This is a genomic window from Streptomyces sp. NPDC043878 (genome assembly GCF_056435735.1).
Map to the genome: position 1 here is coordinate 195,872 of NZ_JBWKDW010000008.1, position 17,170 is coordinate 213,041.

General features: G+C 72.8%; 15 protein-coding genes. 3 read left to right on the forward strand and 12 right to left on the reverse strand.

The annotated features are described in order from the left end of the window. Nucleotides 1–109: 109 nt before the first annotated feature. The 7 genes from cobT to AC07AZ_RS14050 all read right to left on the reverse strand — a co-directional run bounded on the left by cobT (nucleotide 110) and on the right by AC07AZ_RS14050 (nucleotide 10,542). On the reverse strand, nucleotides 110–4,324 hold the full coding sequence (gene cobT / locus AC07AZ_RS14020) for a nicotinate-nucleotide--dimethylbenzimidazole phosphoribosyltransferase (RefSeq protein ID WP_478847228.1): 4,215 nt from the start codon (nucleotides 4,322–4,324) through the stop codon (nucleotides 110–112). A gap of 365 nt (nucleotides 4,325–4,689) precedes the next feature. Further along, the gene (gene cbiE, locus AC07AZ_RS14025; protein WP_478847230.1) at nucleotides 4,690–5,910 is read right to left on the reverse strand and encodes a precorrin-6y C5,15-methyltransferase (decarboxylating) subunit CbiE; all 1,221 of its coding nucleotides are present in this window, start codon (nucleotides 5,908–5,910) and stop codon (nucleotides 4,690–4,692) included. A gap of 108 nt (nucleotides 5,911–6,018) precedes the next feature. After that, on the reverse strand, nucleotides 6,019–6,657 hold the full coding sequence (locus AC07AZ_RS14030; protein WP_478847232.1) for a GNAT family N-acetyltransferase: 639 nt from the start codon (nucleotides 6,655–6,657) through the stop codon (nucleotides 6,019–6,021). 158 nt (nucleotides 6,658–6,815) lie between these two features. Then, on the reverse strand, nucleotides 6,816–7,646 hold the full coding sequence (locus AC07AZ_RS14035; protein ID WP_478847234.1) for a MetQ/NlpA family ABC transporter substrate-binding protein: 831 nt from the start codon (nucleotides 7,644–7,646) through the stop codon (nucleotides 6,816–6,818). A 72-nt stretch (nucleotides 7,647–7,718) separates the two neighbouring features. Next, a complete protein-coding gene (locus AC07AZ_RS14040; RefSeq protein ID WP_478847236.1) occupies nucleotides 7,719–8,456 on the reverse strand; it encodes a methionine ABC transporter permease in 738 nt (245 codons plus the stop codon). Beyond that, nucleotides 8,453–9,487, reverse strand: a complete 1,035-nt coding sequence (locus AC07AZ_RS14045) for a methionine ABC transporter ATP-binding protein (protein WP_478847238.1) — start codon at nucleotides 9,485–9,487, stop codon at nucleotides 8,453–8,455. Before AC07AZ_RS14045 ends, AC07AZ_RS14040 begins: the two co-directional genes overlap by 4 nt. Before the next feature lie 404 nt (nucleotides 9,488–9,891). Continuing rightward, a complete protein-coding gene (locus AC07AZ_RS14050; protein WP_478847240.1) occupies nucleotides 9,892–10,542 on the reverse strand; it encodes an HAD family hydrolase in 651 nt (216 codons plus the stop codon). A 69-nt stretch (nucleotides 10,543–10,611) separates the two neighbouring features. Here AC07AZ_RS14050 and AC07AZ_RS14055 point away from each other — a divergent pair, with 69 nt between their 5' ends. Further along, a complete protein-coding gene (locus AC07AZ_RS14055) occupies nucleotides 10,612–10,971 on the forward strand; it encodes a hypothetical protein (RefSeq protein ID WP_478847242.1) in 360 nt (119 codons plus the stop codon). A gap of 1 nt (nucleotide 10,972) precedes the next feature. Next, nucleotides 10,973–11,416 (forward strand): hypothetical protein, encoded by a 444-nt coding sequence (locus tag AC07AZ_RS14060; RefSeq protein ID WP_478847244.1) that lies wholly within the window; start codon nucleotides 10,973–10,975, stop codon nucleotides 11,414–11,416. A gap of 7 nt (nucleotides 11,417–11,423) precedes the next feature. Here the strand turns inward: AC07AZ_RS14060 and AC07AZ_RS14065 are convergent, their stop codons facing one another. From AC07AZ_RS14065 to AC07AZ_RS14075, 3 genes are all read right to left on the reverse strand, one after another. Beyond that, on the reverse strand, nucleotides 11,424–11,921 hold the full coding sequence (locus tag AC07AZ_RS14065) for a GNAT family N-acetyltransferase (protein ID WP_478847246.1): 498 nt from the start codon (nucleotides 11,919–11,921) through the stop codon (nucleotides 11,424–11,426). A gap of 45 nt (nucleotides 11,922–11,966) precedes the next feature. Beyond that, a complete protein-coding gene (locus AC07AZ_RS14070; protein WP_478847248.1) occupies nucleotides 11,967–12,473 on the reverse strand; it encodes an RNA polymerase sigma factor in 507 nt (168 codons plus the stop codon). 74 nt (nucleotides 12,474–12,547) lie between these two features. Continuing rightward, nucleotides 12,548–13,732: a glycerophosphodiester phosphodiesterase gene (locus AC07AZ_RS14075; RefSeq protein ID WP_478847250.1), complete on the reverse strand. Its 1,185-nt coding sequence runs from the start codon at nucleotides 13,730–13,732 to the stop codon at nucleotides 12,548–12,550. Between the two features lie 358 nt (nucleotides 13,733–14,090). Between AC07AZ_RS14075 and AC07AZ_RS14080 the strand changes: the two genes are divergently transcribed. After that, nucleotides 14,091–14,762: a lysophospholipid acyltransferase family protein gene (locus AC07AZ_RS14080; RefSeq protein WP_478847385.1), complete on the forward strand. Its 672-nt coding sequence runs from the start codon at nucleotides 14,091–14,093 to the stop codon at nucleotides 14,760–14,762. Nucleotides 14,763–14,856: 94 nt separating this feature from the next. Here the strand turns inward: AC07AZ_RS14080 and AC07AZ_RS14085 are convergent, their stop codons facing one another. Then, nucleotides 14,857–16,524 carry an MFS transporter gene (locus AC07AZ_RS14085; RefSeq protein WP_478847252.1) on the reverse strand — a complete coding sequence of 556 codons (1,668 nt, stop codon included), beginning with the start codon at nucleotides 16,522–16,524 and terminating at the stop codon, nucleotides 14,857–14,859. Then, nucleotides 16,521–17,072 (reverse strand): TetR/AcrR family transcriptional regulator, encoded by a 552-nt coding sequence (locus tag AC07AZ_RS14090; protein WP_478847254.1) that lies wholly within the window; start codon nucleotides 17,070–17,072, stop codon nucleotides 16,521–16,523. Before AC07AZ_RS14090 ends, AC07AZ_RS14085 begins: the two co-directional genes overlap by 4 nt. Nucleotides 17,073–17,170 lie beyond the last annotated feature (98 nt).

Consider the following 17,170-nt stretch of genomic DNA (forward strand, 5'->3'; position numbering starts at 1 on the left):
GAGGGGGGGGGGGGGGGGGGGGGGGGGGGGGGGGGGGGGGGGGGGGGGGGGGTGTGGGGGGGGGGGGGGGGGGGGGGGGGGGGGGGCTCCCCCCCCCCCCCGGTCCGGTCTACTTCTCGGTGACACCCGCCGAGTCGAACGTCGCGACCTCGTGCATCGCCCGCGCCGTGCTCTGCACCAGCGGCAGTGCCAGCAGCGCGCCCGTGCCCTCGCCGAGGCGCAGGTCGAGGTCGACCAGGGGGCGCAGGCCCAGCTTGTTGAGCGCGGCGGCATGACCGGGCTCGGCGCTGCGGTGGCCCGCGATGCAGGCCGCGAGGACCTCGGGGGCGATCGCGCGGGCGACCAGCGCGGCGGCACCGGCGCTGACCCCGTCCAGGATCACCGGCGTCCGCAGGGAGGCACCGCCGAGCAGCAGGCCGACGATCGCCGCGTGCTCGAAGCCGCCGATCGCGGCGAGGACCCCGATGGGGTCGGCCGGGTCCGGCTGGTGGAGTTCGATCGCGCGGCGGACGACCTCCGTCTTGCGGGCGAGGGTCTCGTCGTTGATACCGGTACCGCGCCCCGTCACGTCGGCGGGGTCGGTGTCGGTGAAGACCGAGATCAGGGCCGCGGACGCGGTCGTGTTCGCGATGCCCATCTCACCCGTGAGCAGCGCCTTGTTGCCGGCGGCCACCAGGTCACGGGCCGTCTCGATGCCGACCTCGATGGCCTGTCTGGCCTCCTCACGGGTCATCGCCGGGCCGGTCGTCATGTCGGACGTGCCCGCGCGGACCTTGCGCGGCAGCAGGCCCGGCGTGGCCGGGAGCTCGGCGGCCACGCCCACGTCGATGACGCAGACCTCGGCGCCGACCTGGGTCGCGAAGGCGTTGCAGACCGCTCCCCCGCCGAGGAAGTTGGCCACCATCTGCGCGGTGACCTCCTGCGGCCACGGGGTGACGCCCTGGGCGTGCACGCCGTGGTCACCGGCGAAGATCGCGACCGCCGCGGGCTCCGGGATCGGCGGCGGGCACTGGCGGGACAGGCCCGACAGCTGCGCGGAGATGATCTCCAGCATGCCGAGCGCGCCGGCCGGCTTCGTCATGCGCTTCTGCCGGTCCCATGCCTCGCCGAGCGCCTTGGCGTCCAGCGGGCGGATCTGCGCGACGGTCTCGGCGAGCAGGTCGTGCGGGTCCTCACCGGGCAGGGCGCGCCGGCCGTACGTCTCCTCGTGGACGACCCAGGACAGCGGCCGGCGCTTGGACCAGCCGGCCTGCATCAGCTCGGGCTCGGCCGGGAACTCGTCGACGTAGCCCACGCAGAGGTAGGCGACGACCTCGAGGTGCTCGGGCAGGCCGAGGGCGCGGACCATCTCACGCTCGTCGAAGAAGCTCACCCAGCCGACGCCCAGGCCCTCGGCGCGGGCCGCGAGCCACAGGTTCTCGACGGCGAGCGCGGAGGAGTACGGCGCCATCTGCGGCTGCGTGTGACGGCCGAGGGTGTGCCGGCCGCCCCGGGTGGGGTCGGCGGTGACGACGATGTTCACCGGGGTGTCGAGGATGGCCTCGATCTTCAGTTCCTTGAACTGCTTCGCCCGGCCCTTGGGGAGGGACTTCGCGTAGGCGTCGCGCTGGCGCACGGCCAGTTCGTGCATGCTGCGCCGGGTCTCGGCGGAGCGGATGACGACGAAGTCCCAGGGCTGCGAGTGACCCACGGAGGGCGCGGTGTGGGCCGCCTCCAGGACGCGGAGCAGCACCTCGTGCGGGATCGGGTCGTCACGGAAGCCGTTGCGGATGTCGCGGCGCTCACGCATGACCTTGAGCACGGCCTCGCGCTCCGCGTCGTCGTAGGGGGGCGCGGCCGGTCCTGTGGACTGTCGTACGTCTTCCACCGGGGCCGTGCTCTCTTCCTGGTCGGCGGCCCGGGTGTCCAGGTCGTCCGCGTGCTGTACGAGTTCGGGGTCGTGCTCCGGCTCCGGCGCGGCCGCCGGTGCGGGAACGGGGTCTGCCTCGCGGGGAGCGGGCACCGCGGCCGCGGGTTGCTCCTCCGCCACGGGCAGGACGAGCGGCTGCGGCGGGGTCGGCGCGAGGTGCGGTGCGCTCGGCACCGAGCCCTCGACCGGTACGAACTCGCCCAGCGGCCTGCCCTGGTCGGGCTCCACCGGTACGGAGGCCGGGAGGGGCACGACGGCGTCGATGTGGAGGTGGACGTGGTCGTGGCCCTGGTCGACGGCCGCCTTGGCGGTCACGTCGGCGGGCAGTTCCCCGGCGGCGCCGTCCGCGGGTTCCGGGAACCCGGCGGGAGTTCCGGCCCCGGCGGGCTCGGCGGGCTGGGGCGCAGCCGCGGCCGGCTCTTGGGGCTCGGCGGCGGCACCGTCCTGCGGGGCCGCGCCGAAGTGCGTGTCGTCCCCGGCCGGGACCGGCGGCTCGGTCAGCGGGGCCGGCGGCAGGAACACCTCGGCCTGCGGGGCCGGCCACGTGAAGTCGGCGGCGGCCTCCGGGGCGGGGAACGCCTGCGGCTCGGACGCCTCCGGGGGCAGCGGCGGGGCGGGGGCCTCGGCGTGCGCGGCCGGGACGGTGTGGTCGACGGCGGGGTCGGCCAGGGCAGCGGCGGGCACCTCGTGCGGGCCGGCGTCCGCAGCGGGAACCGGGGCCTGAGCGAGGTGGGTGGCCGCGATGAGCTGCGGGCCCTGATCCGGGTGGGCGTCGGGGGTCAGCCGCACGTCGGGGGCGGGGGACACGGCAGGGGCGTGGAGGCCGGCGGGGGCGGGCTCCGCCTCCGCGACCGGCTCGTGGACCGGTGCCGGTGCCTCTGCTGATGCCGTGAGCTGCGGGTCCGGGCCCGGGTCCGGGACCGCGTCCCCTTCCGGGTACCAGGGGGCCGGCTCGGGGAGCACCCCGGCCTCGGACTCCGTGGCGGGTGCGTCCGTGACGGGTGCGGCCACGACGTCGGCGTCCGTGACGGGTGCGGCCACGACGTGGGCGTCCGCGGAAGGCGTGGTCATGGCCACGACCTGGGCGTCCGCGGCAGGCGCGGACATGACGTCGGCGTCCGTGCCGGCTGCCTCCGCCCCCGGGCCGTCCCCGTCCGGGGTCGCGAGGTGGTCGGCCGCCGGTTCCGCGGTTTCCGCGAGGTGCGCGGCCTCGGGGTGCGCGCCACCGGGCGCCTCCGCCGTCACCGGGGCGGGGACGACGGGCGCGGCGGACCCGGGACCGGGTGTCGCTTCCACGGCGGCGAACGGCGCGTCGTCGGGTCCGTGGACGTGCTCCGCGACCTGCGGTGCCTCGGCGTCCTGCGGTGCGTCGGCGGCCACGAACGCCGCCGGGTCCACGGGCGCGTCGAGCGCGCCCGCCTCGGGTGCGGAGGCACCGCCGGGACCGTCCGGGGTCTCGGCGCCGCTTCCGGGCACCTGTCCGGCGGTGTCGGGGGTGAGCACGGCTTCCGGACCGGAGTCGCCCACGGACGCGGGGTCGGCGTCGGCGTCGGCCGCCGCGGTCTCCTGCTGCGCCGCCGCGACCTGCGCCGCCTCGTGGGCCGCCGGCGCGGACCCCTCGGTGGAGTGACCGGCCGTGACCGCTCCGTCGTACGCGCCGTACGCGCCGTCGGGACCCGGCGCGACCGGTTCGCTCTGCGCGGCCTGCGGGTCGGTGCCGTCGGCCGGGTCGGTGCCGTCGGCCGGGTCGGTGCCGTCGGCCGGGTCGGTGCCGGCCGGGTCGCCCACCGTGTCGGCCTCGGCGGCGATCCGGGCGACGACGGCCTGGGCCACGCCCACCGCGTCGGCGGCCTGTGCCGTCGCCGGAACAACCGTTTCCGCAGCCGGCACCCGGGGGTTCACCGGAGCCTGGACCGCGGCCTGCGCCTGGGCTCCCCAGGGGGCCGCGCCCTGCGGGGGCATGTCCCGCAGCTGCGGTACGTCGAGGTACTCGGGGCCGGTCGTCGCCGGGACGGACTGCCGTACCGGGGCGCCCGCGGGGCCGCGGTCGGCGAGGGAGCGGACGGGGCTCGCGGAGGCGTCGGGGATCGGCGGTCCGAGGTGGAGGGGACGACGCGGCGCGACCGGCGCCGGGGAGGGCAGGCGGACGCCACCGAGGTCGACCGAGCCGCTGTCGCGGCCGGACATCTCGTGCGGGCCCGGCTCGTGCACCGTCTCGACGACCGGCTCGGGCGCGGGCGGGGCGACCTCGTTGCCCCACGCGCCCTGGGCGCCCGGCAGCAGCAACAGGTCTTCGTCCTCGGCGGTGGTCTCGGAGAGGTAGGTGTACGCGCCGTGCGCAGCAACGCCCGGCTCTTCCACCATGCCTGCGCTCTCCGGCAGTCCCTCGCCCGGGACCTGGCCGGTGTCGGTCATGCGTACCCCTCGCCCATCGGTTAGTGCTCCTACGTCCAGCCCACCCGGAACGGCGCACCGACCGCCCCACAGTGAAGAACGAGCGTGCGTGCCCAGCGGCACGAACGGCCTGACGACAAAGACGACAAAGCCATTGACTGGCATTGTCGCGGCCGTTGCTCCGTCACGACAGCTTGATCCGTCACGGTCCGCTGTGGACTGCGCCACGTTGCGCGTCCTCCGGTTCTGCCGTACCACACCCGCTCCAAAAGAGGCGGGTTTTCCGGACATTGACCGACGAACCGCCGGGCGTCCGAGAGCGGTACAACGATCGGCCAGCCTACCGCGCGCAGTACGACAACAGGATCACGGGGACGCGAACAGGGTCATTGTGCCCGCTCCGGCAACAGGCCGCTGAGCAGGAAGGCGACACTCCGCTCGGTCTCCGTCCAGGCCCGCGTGTCGAGTTCGACGGACTGGAGAAGGGCGCAGGCGACCCGGTAGCCGTGCTCGGTGAGGTCCCGGCCGACGAGTTCCGCCGCGTCCCGGGTGGCGGCGTGCGTGACGACGCGCTGCGGGCGCCGGTCGGCGACCGCGGAGACCACGGCCGCTCCCCCACCGCCGACACGTACGACGTCCGGCTCGGGGAGGTTCTCCAGGACGTACGGGGCGTCGCCGTGCACGATCTGCAGCTGGACCCCGAAGCGGCGCGCCGCCGCGTCGGTGCGGGCGCAGGCCGCCCGGTCCCGGTCCACCGCGATGACGGCCGCCCCGGCGCGCGCGGCCTCCACGGCGAAGGCGCCGCTGCCGCAGCCGATGTCCCACACCAGGTCGCCGACGCGCGGCCCGAGGCGGGCGAGTTGGGCCGCGCGGAGCAGTTCCGTCTCACCCTCGCCGAGCTCGCCGTCGTACTCCTCGGCGGGCAGTGCCCAGCCGCGCGGACCGGTGCCCGGGTCCCGACCGCTGATCCAGCCGCCCTCGCCCGTGCCGGCCGGCGGGGCGACCTGGCCGCCGGCGACGATCACGACGTTCGGGTCGCGCCAGATGTGGTCGGCGGCCTTGTCGGAGGTGACGACCGTGACCCGCTCGCGTTCGGTGCCGAGTTCCTCGCAGATGACGAAGGTGCGGTGGACACCGTCCATGAGCAGGCCGAGTTCGGCGGGCCCGGCGCCCGGTGAGGTGAGGACGGCGACCTTGGTGTGGGCCCGGCACACGTTCACCGCGCGTCGCAGGGTGCGCCGGTGTGCGACGACCACCTGTGCGTCGTCCCAGGGCATCCCCGCCCGCGCGAAGGCTGCGGCCACCGAGGACACGGCGGGGACGACTTCGACCTCCAGGCCGAACTCGGGTGCGCGCAGGGTCCGTACGACCCCGAAGAAGGCCGGGTCGCCGTCGGCGAACACGACGGCGGTGCCGCGGTGGGCGGCGATGCGGCGGGCGGCGAGGGAGACGCTGCCGAGGCGGACGCGTTCGGCGGCGGGTGAGACCTCGGGGAGTGCCAGATGGTGGGGGGCGCCCGCCACCAGGGTGGCGGCGCCGAGCGCGGAGCGCGCGGCGGCGGTCAGCGGCGAGCCGTCCCAGCCGATCACGGTGACCCGATCGGCCATCTCGTCAGTCTCCAGGGGATGTGCGCGGGTGTCAGGGGCCGCCCGGGAGGGGTTCGGCTCCGTGAGGGTATCTGGTGGCGCCGGCCGGGGCGGCGGCCCCCCGGGGGGTCAGTTCCAGTCCGAATAGGACGTGTAACCACGGCTGTCGGCGAGCTGCTCCCCCGCGCCGTCGAGGTCCTCGGGCAGCAGGCTCCACACGATGAAGTCGGTGCGGACGTCGGTCCAGGTGCCGTCCTCGGCGCGGACGTGCGCTATGCAGGCGTTGCGCAGGACGCCCTCGCTGATGCAGCCGATCTTCTGGGCGACCTGCTGGGAGGCGGTGTTGTCGGCGGCGGTGCGCAGCTCGACGCGTTCGAGTTTCTGGTCACCGAGCAGCCACTGGGCGGTGACGAGGGCGGCCTCGGAGGCGTAGCCCTCGCCGCGGGCCCAGGGGGCGATGACGTACGACAGTTCGGTGGACCTGATGTGCCAGTCCGTCCTGGTGAGTTGGACGACGCCGACCAGGCGCTGGGTGAGGAACTCGGTCACGGCGAGGTCGAGGCCGCGGCCCGCGGCCCGTTCGTGGGGCGCGGTCTCGGTGATCCAGGCGCGGGCGGCGTCCTCGGTGAAGGGCTGCGGGACGTCGGTCCAGGCCGCGACCTGCTCGTCGTTCATCATCTCGGTCAGGGCGGGCACGTCGTCCTCGTCGAGGGGCCGCAGCACCAACCGCTCCGTGCTGATGGAGATGTTGGGGAAGGTGCTAGTCATGCGCCGCTCCGTAACCTTCGGAAACCTTCAGGGCCTGCTGAACTGCCCAGCATGCAGCATGAAAGCACTGAACCGCACCGGGGGCCCACTCCGGGTGAGGGAGTGGACCCCGTGCGTGGCGATACGCCGTGTACGCGCTGTCGGCGGGCGTCCGGCGGTCAGAAGGACGCGATGACCGAGCCCTGGTACTTGGTCTCGATGAACTTCTTCACCTCGGGCGAGGTGAGGAGCTTGGCGAGCTTCACGACCCGCGGGTCCTTCTCGTTGCCCTTCTTGACCGCGAGGAAGTTGCCGTAGGGGCTGTTCTTCGCGGACTCCAGGACGAGGGCGTCCGTGGCGGGCTTCAGGCCGGAGGAGATCGCGTAGTTGCCGTTGACGACCGCGGCGTCCACGTCGTCCAGGGAGCGCACGGTCTGGGCCGCCTCGACCTCCTTGAACGTGAGCTTCTTCGGGTTCTCGGCGATGTCCTGCGGGGTCGCCTCGGTGCCGACGCCGTCCTTGAGGGTGATGAGTCCCTTTCCGGCCAGCAGCTTCAGGGCGCGCGCCTCGTTCACGGTGTCGTTGGGCAGGGCGACGGTCGCGCCGCTCTTCAGGGCGTCGACGCTCTTGACCTTGTGGGAGTAGAGGCCGAGGGGCTCCAGGTGCACCGTGACGACGGGCACGATGTGGGTGCCGCGCTTCTTGTTGAAGTCGTCCAGATACGGCTGGTTCTGGAAGTAGTTGGCGTCCACCGAGCCGTCCTCGGTCGCCGTGTTGGGGACGATGTAGTCCTGGAACTCCTTGACCTCCAGGTCGAGTCCCGCCTTCTTCGCCAGGTGGTCCTTCACGTAGTCGAGGATCTCGGCGTGCGGGGTGGGGCTCGCGGCGACGACCAGCGGCCCGCTGGTGTCGGAGGAGGCGGAGCTGTCGTCCGAGCCGCAGGCGGTGAGCCCGAAGGTGAGGGCTGAGGCGGCGAGGACGGCGGTGGTGATCTTGGCGGTGTTACGCACGAAAAGTGCCTTTCCTTAAGGGTGGTGCGGCCCCGCGTGGGGTGGGCGGGGAGTCTGGTGGGGGCGGGTGGCTCAGACGGTCTTGCCGACGTCCGCGGCCGCGGGTTCCTTCGCCTTCAGCAGGCGCAGCCGGGGTGCGGGGCCGGAGTGGCCGCCGCGCCGGTGCAGGGAACGGGCCGCGAGGTCGCCGGCGAACTGGATGACGGAGATGACCACGGCGAGGACGGCCACGGTGATCCACATGAGGTCGGTCTCGAAGCGCTGGTAGCCGTAGCGGATGGCGATGTCGCCGAGACCGCCGGCGCCGACCGTGCCGGCCATGGCCGAGTAGCCGATGAGCGCGACGATCGTGGTGGTGGTGCTGGAGATCAGCGACGGCAGGGACTCGGGTACGAGGACCTTGCGGACGGTCGTCCAGGTGTTGCCGCCCATCGCCTGCACGGCCTCCAGGAGTCCGCCGTCCACCTCGCGGACAGCCGTCTCGACGAGACGCGCGAAGAACGGGATCGCCCCGATGGCGAGCGGCACGATGGCCGCCTCGCGGCCGATGGTCGTGCCGGTGATCGAGCGCGTGACGTTCATCAGCGCGACCATCAGGATGATGAACGGCATGGAGCGGGCGATGTTCACGATCTGCCCGATGACCTTGTTGGCGGCCAGGTTCTGCAGCAGGCCGCCCCGGTCGGTGAGGACGAGCAGGACACCGAGCGGGAGGCCGCCGGCGACGGCGATGAGCGTGGACCAGCCGACCATGTAGAGGGTGTCCCAACACGCCTGGCTCAGCAGGGGCTGCATCTCGGACCAGGTCACTTGGCACCTTCCTTCACCGGCAGGGGCTCCTGGCCCACCACGTCGATCTGCAGGCCCTGTTCGCGCAGGAAGCCGATCGGTACGACGTTGTCCTCGTAGTGGCCGGGCAGTTCGATGCGCATCCGGCCGACCTGGAGCCCGCCGACGGTGTCGATGGCGGCGCCGAGGATCGAGATGTCGATGTGGTAGGTGCGGGAGAGCTGCGAGATGACGGGCCGGGTCGCGGCCTCGCCCTGGAAGGTGACGTCGACGACGGTCCGGTCCTCGCCGCCGGCCTCACCGGCGACCGGGAACAGCGCGCCGGCGAGCTGCGAGCCCGGGGTGGCGAGCAGCTCGCTGACCGTGCCGGACTCGACGATCCGTCCGTTCTCCATCAGCGCGGCGGAGTCGCAGATGCTCTTGACGACGCCCATCTCGTGGGTGATGAGCAGGACGGTCAGGCCCAGCTGCCGGTTCAGGTCGCGCAGCAACTGGAGGATGGAGCGGGTGGTCTCGGGGTCGAGGGCGCTGGTGGCCTCGTCGGACAGGAGCACCTTGGGGTCGCCGGCCAGGGCGCGGGCGATGCCCACGCGCTGCTTCTGGCCGCCCGAGAGGTGGGCGGGGTAGGCGTTGGCCTTGTCCGCGAGGCCGACCAGGTCGAGGAGTTCGAGCGCCTTGCGGGAGCGGTCGGCGCCCGACCTGCCGAGGATCTCCAGGGGCAGTTCGACGTTGTCCTGCACCGTTCGGGAGGACAGCAGGTTGAAGTGCTGGAAGACCATGCCGATACGGCTGCGCGCCCGGCGCAGTTCCCGGCCGGCGCGGGGACCGCGGCCGGCGAGGGCGGTGAGGTCCTGGCCGGCGACGGTCACCGTCCCCGCGGTGGGGCGTTCCAGCAGGTTGACGCAGCGGATGAGCGAGGACTTGCCGGCGCCGGACTGGCCGATGACGCCGTACACCTCGCCTTCACGGACGTGCAGGTCGACGCCGTCGAGGGCGGTGACCTCACGGCCGCGGGAGCGGTAGACCTTGGTCAGGCCCGAGGTGGTGATCACTGGGGTTTCCGTCACTGTCGAGTGCGCGGGCATGGGTGTGCCCGGAGCACGGTGCGTGCATTCGGTCGGAACGCGGCACGGTTCTCGTCCGGTGGCGCTACGGGAAGGAGGGGGAGAACAGGTGCGCGGTGGGGGTCCCACGCCGCTCGGGCGGTGGGGGCGGCTCGGTCACGTACGGCATACGGCGCACGGACATGCCACGGCGTCTCGCTTCGGGGCGCGAGCTCGGGTGGTGCGGGGGCCCTCTAGAAGGCGCGCATTCGACACATACAACGAGCACCGGGCGTCAGGGTCGCCTCGGTCGCAAGGGTGCGGCTGCTCGTCGTGGTCATGCGATCAGTAAACCAGACGTACGGTCCTTACCCACCGCCGGTGTCCGCATGGTGGACAGTGGCGGACACCGGTCAGCCGCGGACGGAGATCTCCACCTCCGCGTCGGCGACCAGCGCGGACAGGGCCGAGAGGTCCGGCACGACCAGGTCCGCGGACAGTTCGTCGGCCCGGTGGGTTGTGGCCAAGGCCACGGTGGCCATCCCGGCCGCCCGCCCGGCCCGCAGACCCGCCGGAGCGTCCTCGAAGACGACACAGCGGGCCGGGTCCACGCCCAGCGCGCGGGCGGCGAGCAGGTAGGGCTCGGGGTCCGGCTTGCCGCGCGTGACGTCGTCGGCGGCGATGAGCGTCTTGGGCAGGATGCCGACGGCCTCCAGCCTGGCCTCGGCGAGCCTGCGGGTGGCGGAGGTGACGACGGCCCACCGGTCGGCGGGCAGCGAGCCGAGGAAGTCCCGGGTACCGGGCAGCAGGCGCACACCCCCGCCGGGTACGTCGTCCACCTCGAGTTGTTCGATCCGCGCGACGGCCGCCGGCACCACCTCGGCGGGCAGCAGGTCGGCTGCTATCTCCGCGGCCGTCCGGCCGTGCAGCTCGACGCGCGCGAAGTCCTCGGCGGTGATGCCGTACTCCCGGGCCCAACGCGTCCAGCAGCGGTCCACGGAGGCGAGGGAGGAGACGAGGGTGCCGTCGTTGTCGAACAGGAGGGCTTCAGCGCGGATCTTCATGTCCTCGACCCTACGGTGCGTCCCGGGGGCGGCGGCGCCGGGCCTTTTGGCCCGTAATAGGGTCGCGGCATGCTTGCCGTCCTGACGCTCGTGACCGGCGTCGCCGCGCTTCTGCTCGCCGCCTGGTGCGGCTGGGCCGCCTCCCGTGACCAGCCGACGAAGGACTGGCACTTCGTCGGGATGGGCGTGGTCTCGCTGCTCGCCGTGGTGCAGCTGGTGATCGGGATCGTGCAGCTGGCGCGCGGCGAGAAGCCGGACCAGGGCACGACGATCTTCGTGGCCTATCTGCTGGGGGCGGTCGCGTGTATCCCGGCGGTGGCGTTCATGTCGCTGGCCGAGCGCACCCGCTGGGGCTCGGTGACGGCCGCGGCGGGCGGTGTGGTGCTCGCCGTGCTGGAGGTGCGGCTCTATGACATCTGGGGAAACTGAGATGACCGCCACGGAGGAGAAGCCCGTGAAGCCCGCGAGGACCCGGCTGATCAGCGGCCCCGGGATGCTGCTGGTGTGGCTGTACGGCGTGATGGTCGTCGGCGCGGTGTCGCGGTCGGCGGTGCAGATCTCGACCGACTTCGGCCGCGCCCCGCTCGCCTACTCGCTGTCCGCGGTGGCGGGCCTGGTCTACGGCTTCATCACCTACTCGCTGGTGCGGGGCGGGGAGAAGGCGCGCAGGGCGGCCCTGGTGTGCTGCGCCGCCGAACTGCTCGGGGTGCTGGCCGTGGGCACGTGGACGCTGGTCGAGCCGTCCGCCTTCCCGGACTCGACCGTGTGGTCGGACTTCGGGATGGGGTACGTCTTCATCCCGGTGCTGCTGCCGCTGTCGGCCCTGTACTGGCTTCGCGGGGCCCGCACCCGGCAGCAGCCGGACGCCTCCTGAGCGGGACTCAGGCCGTGGCCGCGTACGCCTCGGCGGGCTTCTCCAGGACGATCATGGGGACGCCGTCCGCGCCCTTGGACGTGCCCACCGTCTGGTAGCCGACCCGGCGGTACAGGCGGAGGTTGCCCTCGCTGCGGTGGCCGGTGTGCAGGCGGAACCTGGTGGCGCCGCGCTGCTCGACGAGGGCCGACTCCGCGGCCCGGAGCAGACGGGCGCCGATGCCGTGCCCCTGGAGGCGGGGATGGACGCAGAGCTTGCCGATGGCGGCGGCGCCGTCCTCGGTGAGGCTGCCGCGCACGGAGCCGACCACCTCGTCACCCAGCCTCGCCACGAAGACGCAGTCCGTGACCACCTCCTCGCGGACCGAGTCCAGCGTCTGGAGGAGCGGGTCGATGCGGTAGTTGCCGTACAGCGCCGCCTCGCTCTGGAAGCAGAGGTACTGCAACCTGAAGATCTGCTCCACATCCTGCTCGGTCGCCGCCGAGATGGTCACGCTCATGCCCATGTGCGCACGCCTCCCGCTCACCTGATCGCCTGTTGTCCCTCACTCCTATCCCCGCCCTCCGCGGGCCGCAACCTCCGGCGTGAGCAAACGACGAAGACATCCCAGACATCGGGAACGTTCCGGACCAAGACTGCCCTGTGACATACCCAACTCACCCGCGATCTCGCGGTATGTGAGGTCCTTCGGCGACAGGAGGGCCTCCATCAGGCGGGGGCAGCGGCCCGGCAGCCGGCGCACGGCGTCCCGCAGGGCGCGGCGCCGGGCGGCGGCCAGGGCGAGCTGCTCGGGGCCGGGGTCGCCGTGGTCGGTGGGTTCGGTGTCGTAGGGGCGTTCGAGGCGGGTGGTACGGCGGCTGCGGCGCACCTCGGACCGAACGGTCCGGCGCAGCCAGCCCTGCGGGTCGACGGGCGGGCCGGCGGAGTCGAGGCGTTCCAGGAGGCGGAGCCAGACCTCCTGTTCGAGGTCGCCCGCGTCGGTTCCGGAGGCGTGTGCCTCCGCCGATGCCTCGGCGGTGAGCAGGGGGCGCAGGGTGGCGAGCAGGTCGTGCGTCATATGCGGCACGACGCGGCCGTCCGGGCCACGGGTTGCCCGGACGGCCCGCTGTCACTCCAACCGGGTCGGGGCGCTCAGCCGTTGACGAAGTCCGCGCGGGCCAGCACGCCGGTGTCGGCGTTGTCGGTGAAGACGCCGTCGATGCCGGTCGCGAAGTACGCCTTGAAGGCGCCGAACGCGTCGCCGTAGCCGTCGGCGTCCGTGCCCTTGCGGAACTCCGCGGGCAGGAAGGGGTTCTCGTTGCGCATGGTGTACGGGTGCAGGATCAGGCCCCGCTTGTGCGCGTCGGCGACCAGCGTGGTCGGCGTGGTCAGCCTGCCGTTCGCGTCCTTCGGGATGACCAGGTCGAGCGTCGGGCCGATGCCCTGGGCGTAGCCGGCGATCTCCCTCAGCCCCCTGGGGGTGATCAGGTCGGCGACCGTGCGGGGGTCGCCCGACTCGACGAAGTCCCAGGGGCGGCTGCCCGCGGTGGAGAGCAGCACGACCAGGGGGTTGTCGACCAGCTCGTTCAGCCGCTGGATGCTGGTGGGCTCGAAGGACTGCAGGACGACCGGCGAGTTCCGCTTGTCCTTGCCGTACTTGCGCAGCAGCTTGGCGACGCGCTCCTCCAGGCCGAGGCCCAGCTTGCGGAAGTAGGTGGGGTGCTTGGTCTCGGGGTAGATGAAGACCTGCTTGCCGCGCCGGCGGGTCTGCTCGTCCTGCCAGCGCAGCACCTCCTCGAACGTGGGGATCTCCCAGCGGCCGTCGTAGAGGGTGTTGTGCGGACGGTTGGCCGGGACGCGTTCGACGGCGCGCAGGGTCTTCAGCTCGGCGAGGGTGAAGTCCTCGGTGAACCAGCCGGTGGTGGAGACCCCGTCGAGGACCTTGGTGGTTCTGCGGCCGGCGAACTCCGGGTGGTTCGCGACGTCCGTGGTGCCGCCGATCTCCGGCTCGTGACGGCACACCAGATGGCCGTCCCTGGTCGGCACCAGGTCACCGGCCTCGACGATGTCGGCGCCCAGGTCCAGGGCGAGCTCGTACGAGCCGAAGGTGTGCTCCGGACGGTAGCCGCTGGCGCCGCGGTGGCCGATGATCGTCGGCACCGGCAGGCTCTTCAGTCCCCCGCCGCCGTGCGCGGTCCCGGCCGCCTGCGCGGTCCCGGACAGCCCGAGGACCGCCCCGCCCGCGCCGAGCATCGCCGCGCCGAGGAGCGCCCGGCGTCCGGCTCCGCGGGACTGTTCCGGTGACTCCTGCGGTTCCTGCGACTGCTGCGTTCCCATGGCCGCCTCCTGCCGTCGACTCGTCAGTGCGGGCCGATGGTAGGTGCGTGTCCATGACCGGCGGGAGACCTGCGACGGAACACGCGGGTGACGTGTGATGTCACCTGGGAGGGGATGGGTGACGGCGCGTCGGCATCGGCGCGGCGCGGCGGGGTACGCGTCCGGTGGCCGGCACGGCGGGAGCCGTGTCACACGGTTCCGGGCGGGTTACCGGCGCACGACGGCGGGGTGCCGCAGGTAAACACGCGTCAACACTGCGTAAGACCTGGGTGAACCCGATGTGCAAGACCCCCCGGACCGCGAGTAATGTCCTCACCTGCACAGACTCATACAGAATCCCTTGACACCGGAGGACCCGTTGTCCCGCTTCGCGTTCATCAAGGCAGTGCTCGGACCGATCATGCGCCTGATGTTCCGCCTCCGGGTGGAAGGCGTGGAGCACATCCCGGGTGACGGTCCGGTCATCCTGGCCGGCAACCACCTCACGTTCATCGACTCGATGATCCTTCCGCTGGTGTGCGACCGGCAGGTCTTCTTCATCGGCAAGGACGAGTACGTCACCGGCAAGAGCCTCAAGGGACGGCTCATGGCGTGGTTCTTCATCGGGGTCGGCATGATCCCCGTGGACCGCGACGGCGGCCGGGGCGGGGTGGCGGCGCTCATGACGGGCCGGCGGATCCTCGAGGACGGCCGGGTGTTCGGCATCTACCCCGAGGGCACGCGCTCGCCCGACGGCCGCCTGTACCGGGGCCGTACCGGTATCGCCCGGCTCACCCTGATGACCGGTGCGCCGGTCGTCCCGTTCGCGATGATCGGTACGGACAAGCTGCAGCCCGGGGGTGCGGGGATGCCGCGTCCCGGACGGGTCACCGTGCGGTTCGGTGAGGCGATGGAGTTCTCCCGGTACGAGGGGATGGACCGGGACCGGTACGTGCTGCGGGCGGTGACGGACTCCGTGATGACGGAGGTCATGCGGCTGTCCGGGCAGGAGTACGTGGACATGTACGCGACGAAGGCGAAGGCGGCGTAGCGGTTTCGGCTCCGCCGCTGGTGGCGGGTGGGTGCGGGTCGGACGGGCCTTGTCGGGCCGCTCCCCGCACCCCGTTCGGCGTACTGACCTGGCGTCAGTTTCGGGGCGCGGGCGGGTTCGCACCGGGGCCGGGCTGCCTTCCGGATGCGGGTGCGTGGGGGCGTGTCGCACCGTTCCCCGCGCCCCTTTCGGGGTGTCCCGGGGCCGGGTCACGGGTCGGCGTGTCCCCGTGTGGGGTTGGCTGGTGGGATTCCAGGCGTTGGTCTTTCAGCATGTGCCAGGCTGCTGTCGCTGTGATCAGGAGGACCGCGGCGCCTGCGGCCGATGCCAGGGTGAGGCCCTCGGTGAAGGCGTCGCGGGCCGAGGACAGCATGGCCTCGGCGGTGGCCGGAGGCATGGTGGTCGACGCCTCCAGTGCCCCGCCCAGCGACTCGTGCGCGCCGGCGGGCGTGTCGGCGGGCGCGGTGAAGCCGCTGTAGACGCCGGTCACGATCGAGCCGAGCACGGCGATGCCCAGGGCCGCGCCCAGTTCGTAGGCCGTCTCGGAGACGGCGGACGCGGCGCCCGCCTGTTCCTTGGGGACGGACCCCAGGATCACGTCGGCGGTCACCGTGAAGGAGAGACCGGCGCCGACGCCGACCACCAGCAGCGCCGCCCCGAGCAGGGGATAGCCGGTGGACCGGTCGAGCACCGTGAGCGAGGCCAGCGCGAGGCCGATCGCGGCGAGCCCGCCGGAGACGACGGCGCGCACCGAGAAGCGGCGGGCCGCGCGGCCGGCGAGCAGGCCGGCGACCACCGCGCCGACGGCGGCCGGGAGTTCGGCGAGGCCGGCTTCGAACGGCGGCCTGCCCTGCACGAGTTGCAGGTACTGGGAGAGGAAGAACACCAGGCCGGACAGGCCGAGGACGGTCAGCAGGTCGGCCAGGACCGCTCCGCTGAAGCCGCGGTCGCGGAACAGGCGCATGTCGAGCAGCGGGGCCGGCAGGGTGAGCTGGCGGCGCACGAAGCCGTACAGCGCGGCCGCGCCCAGCAGGCCGACGGCCGACGACTCCCAGGTGAGGCCGTGCGCGGCGGCCTCCTTGACGGCGTAGACCACGCCGATCATGCCGACCAGCGACAGCGCGACGCTGGTCAGGTCCCACGGGCCGGGGTTCGGGGTGCGCGACTCCGGCAGCAGCCGGATGCCGACGACGACGAGGACCGCCATCACGGGCAGGTTGATCAGGAAGACCGAGCCCCACCAGAAGTGCTCCAGCAGGAAGCCGCCCACGACCGGGCCGACGGCCGTGCCCGCGGACGCGGTGGCGCCCCAGACGCCGACCGCCAGGCTGCGTTCGCGGGGGTCGTGGAAGAGGTTGCGGATCAGGGCGAGCGTGGCCGGCATCAGCGTCGCGCCGGCGACCCCGAGCAACGCCCGGGCCGCGATCATCATCTCCGGTGTCGTGGCGTAGGCGTTGAGGACGGATATCGCGCCGAACGCCGTGGCACCCACGAGCAGGATCCGCTTGCGGCCGATGCGGTCGCCGAGGCTGCCCATGGAGACGAGCAGGCCGGCGATCACGAAGGAGTAGACGTCGCCGATCCACAGGAGCTGGGTGCCGGAGGGCTGGAGGTCCTCGCTGATGTAGGGGGTCGCGAGACCGAGGACGGTCGCGTCGACGGCCACCAGCAGCACGGCGAGCACGAGGACGGACAGTGCGAGCCAGCGGCCCGGACGTGTCACCGCCTCGGTCGTTCCGGCCGGCTGCAGGGTGCTGGTCATGATTCCTCTCTCCTGAGCGCGCCGCCGAGCAGCAGCTCGACGATCATGTGGGTGAAGTCCTTGCGGGCGACGCGGCCCTCCGCGACCGCCCAGGCGCCGGAGGCCATCAGGCCGTAGAGCGCCTCGGTGAGCCAGGCGGGGGTGAGGTCGATGCGGAACTCGCCGCTGTCCTGGCCGCGCCGGAACAGGGCGGAGATCCGGGCGTCCAACCGGTCCCAGCCGCCGTGCTGCTGCTCGCCCTCGAACAGCTGGTTCTCGGTGTAGAGGAAGGCGAGCAGCGCGGCGGCGGGTTCGAGTTCCCGCACGAAGCGGCGCAGGGCGTCCTGGGCCGGGCCGTCGTCGAGGCGGGCGGCGGCCACCGCCTTCTCACACTCCGCGATACCGAGCGACTCCAGCGCCCGCACGAGCGCGTCGCGTCCCGCGAAGAGACGGTGCAGCGTGGCCCGGCTGATCCCGGCGGCCTTCGCGACCTCGTCCATGGTCGCGGTCGACTTACGGGTCAGCAGGGCCGCGGAGGTGCGCAGCACGTGGTCACGATCGACAGCCATGAGACAATCGTACCGCAGATGAGACATCACTGTCTCATCCTGGATGCATGTGCCTCACGGGGGGGGGTGGGTGCGTGGTCGTGGAGCCGCGTGCGGGT

Coding starts and splice junctions, on each gene's coding strand:
- cobT (WP_478847228.1), bottom strand. CDS start 4,324: ATGACCGACACCGGCCAGGTCCCGGGCGAGGGACTGCCGGAGAGCGCA.
- AC07AZ_RS14030 (WP_478847232.1), bottom strand. CDS start 6,657: ATGACTAGCACCTTCCCCAACATCTCCATCAGCACGGAGCGGTTGGTG.
- AC07AZ_RS14075 (WP_478847250.1), bottom strand. CDS start 13,732: ATGGGAACGCAGCAGTCGCAGGAACCGCAGGAGTCACCGGAACAGTCC.
- AC07AZ_RS14090 (WP_478847254.1), bottom strand. CDS start 17,072: ATGGCTGTCGATCGTGACCACGTGCTGCGCACCTCCGCGGCCCTGCTG.
- AC07AZ_RS14065 (WP_478847246.1), bottom strand. CDS start 11,921: ATGGGCATGAGCGTGACCATCTCGGCGGCGACCGAGCAGGATGTGGAG.
- AC07AZ_RS14070 (WP_478847248.1), bottom strand. CDS start 12,473: ATGACGCACGACCTGCTCGCCACCCTGCGCCCCCTGCTCACCGCCGAG.
- AC07AZ_RS14060 (WP_478847244.1), top strand. CDS start 10,973: ATGACCGCCACGGAGGAGAAGCCCGTGAAGCCCGCGAGGACCCGGCTG.
- AC07AZ_RS14085 (WP_478847252.1), bottom strand. CDS start 16,524: ATGACCAGCACCCTGCAGCCGGCCGGAACGACCGAGGCGGTGACACGT.
- cbiE (WP_478847230.1), bottom strand. CDS start 5,910: ATGGCCGATCGGGTCACCGTGATCGGCTGGGACGGCTCGCCGCTGACC.
- AC07AZ_RS14055 (WP_478847242.1), top strand. CDS start 10,612: ATGCTTGCCGTCCTGACGCTCGTGACCGGCGTCGCCGCGCTTCTGCTC.
- AC07AZ_RS14050 (WP_478847240.1), bottom strand. CDS start 10,542: ATGAAGATCCGCGCTGAAGCCCTCCTGTTCGACAACGACGGCACCCTC.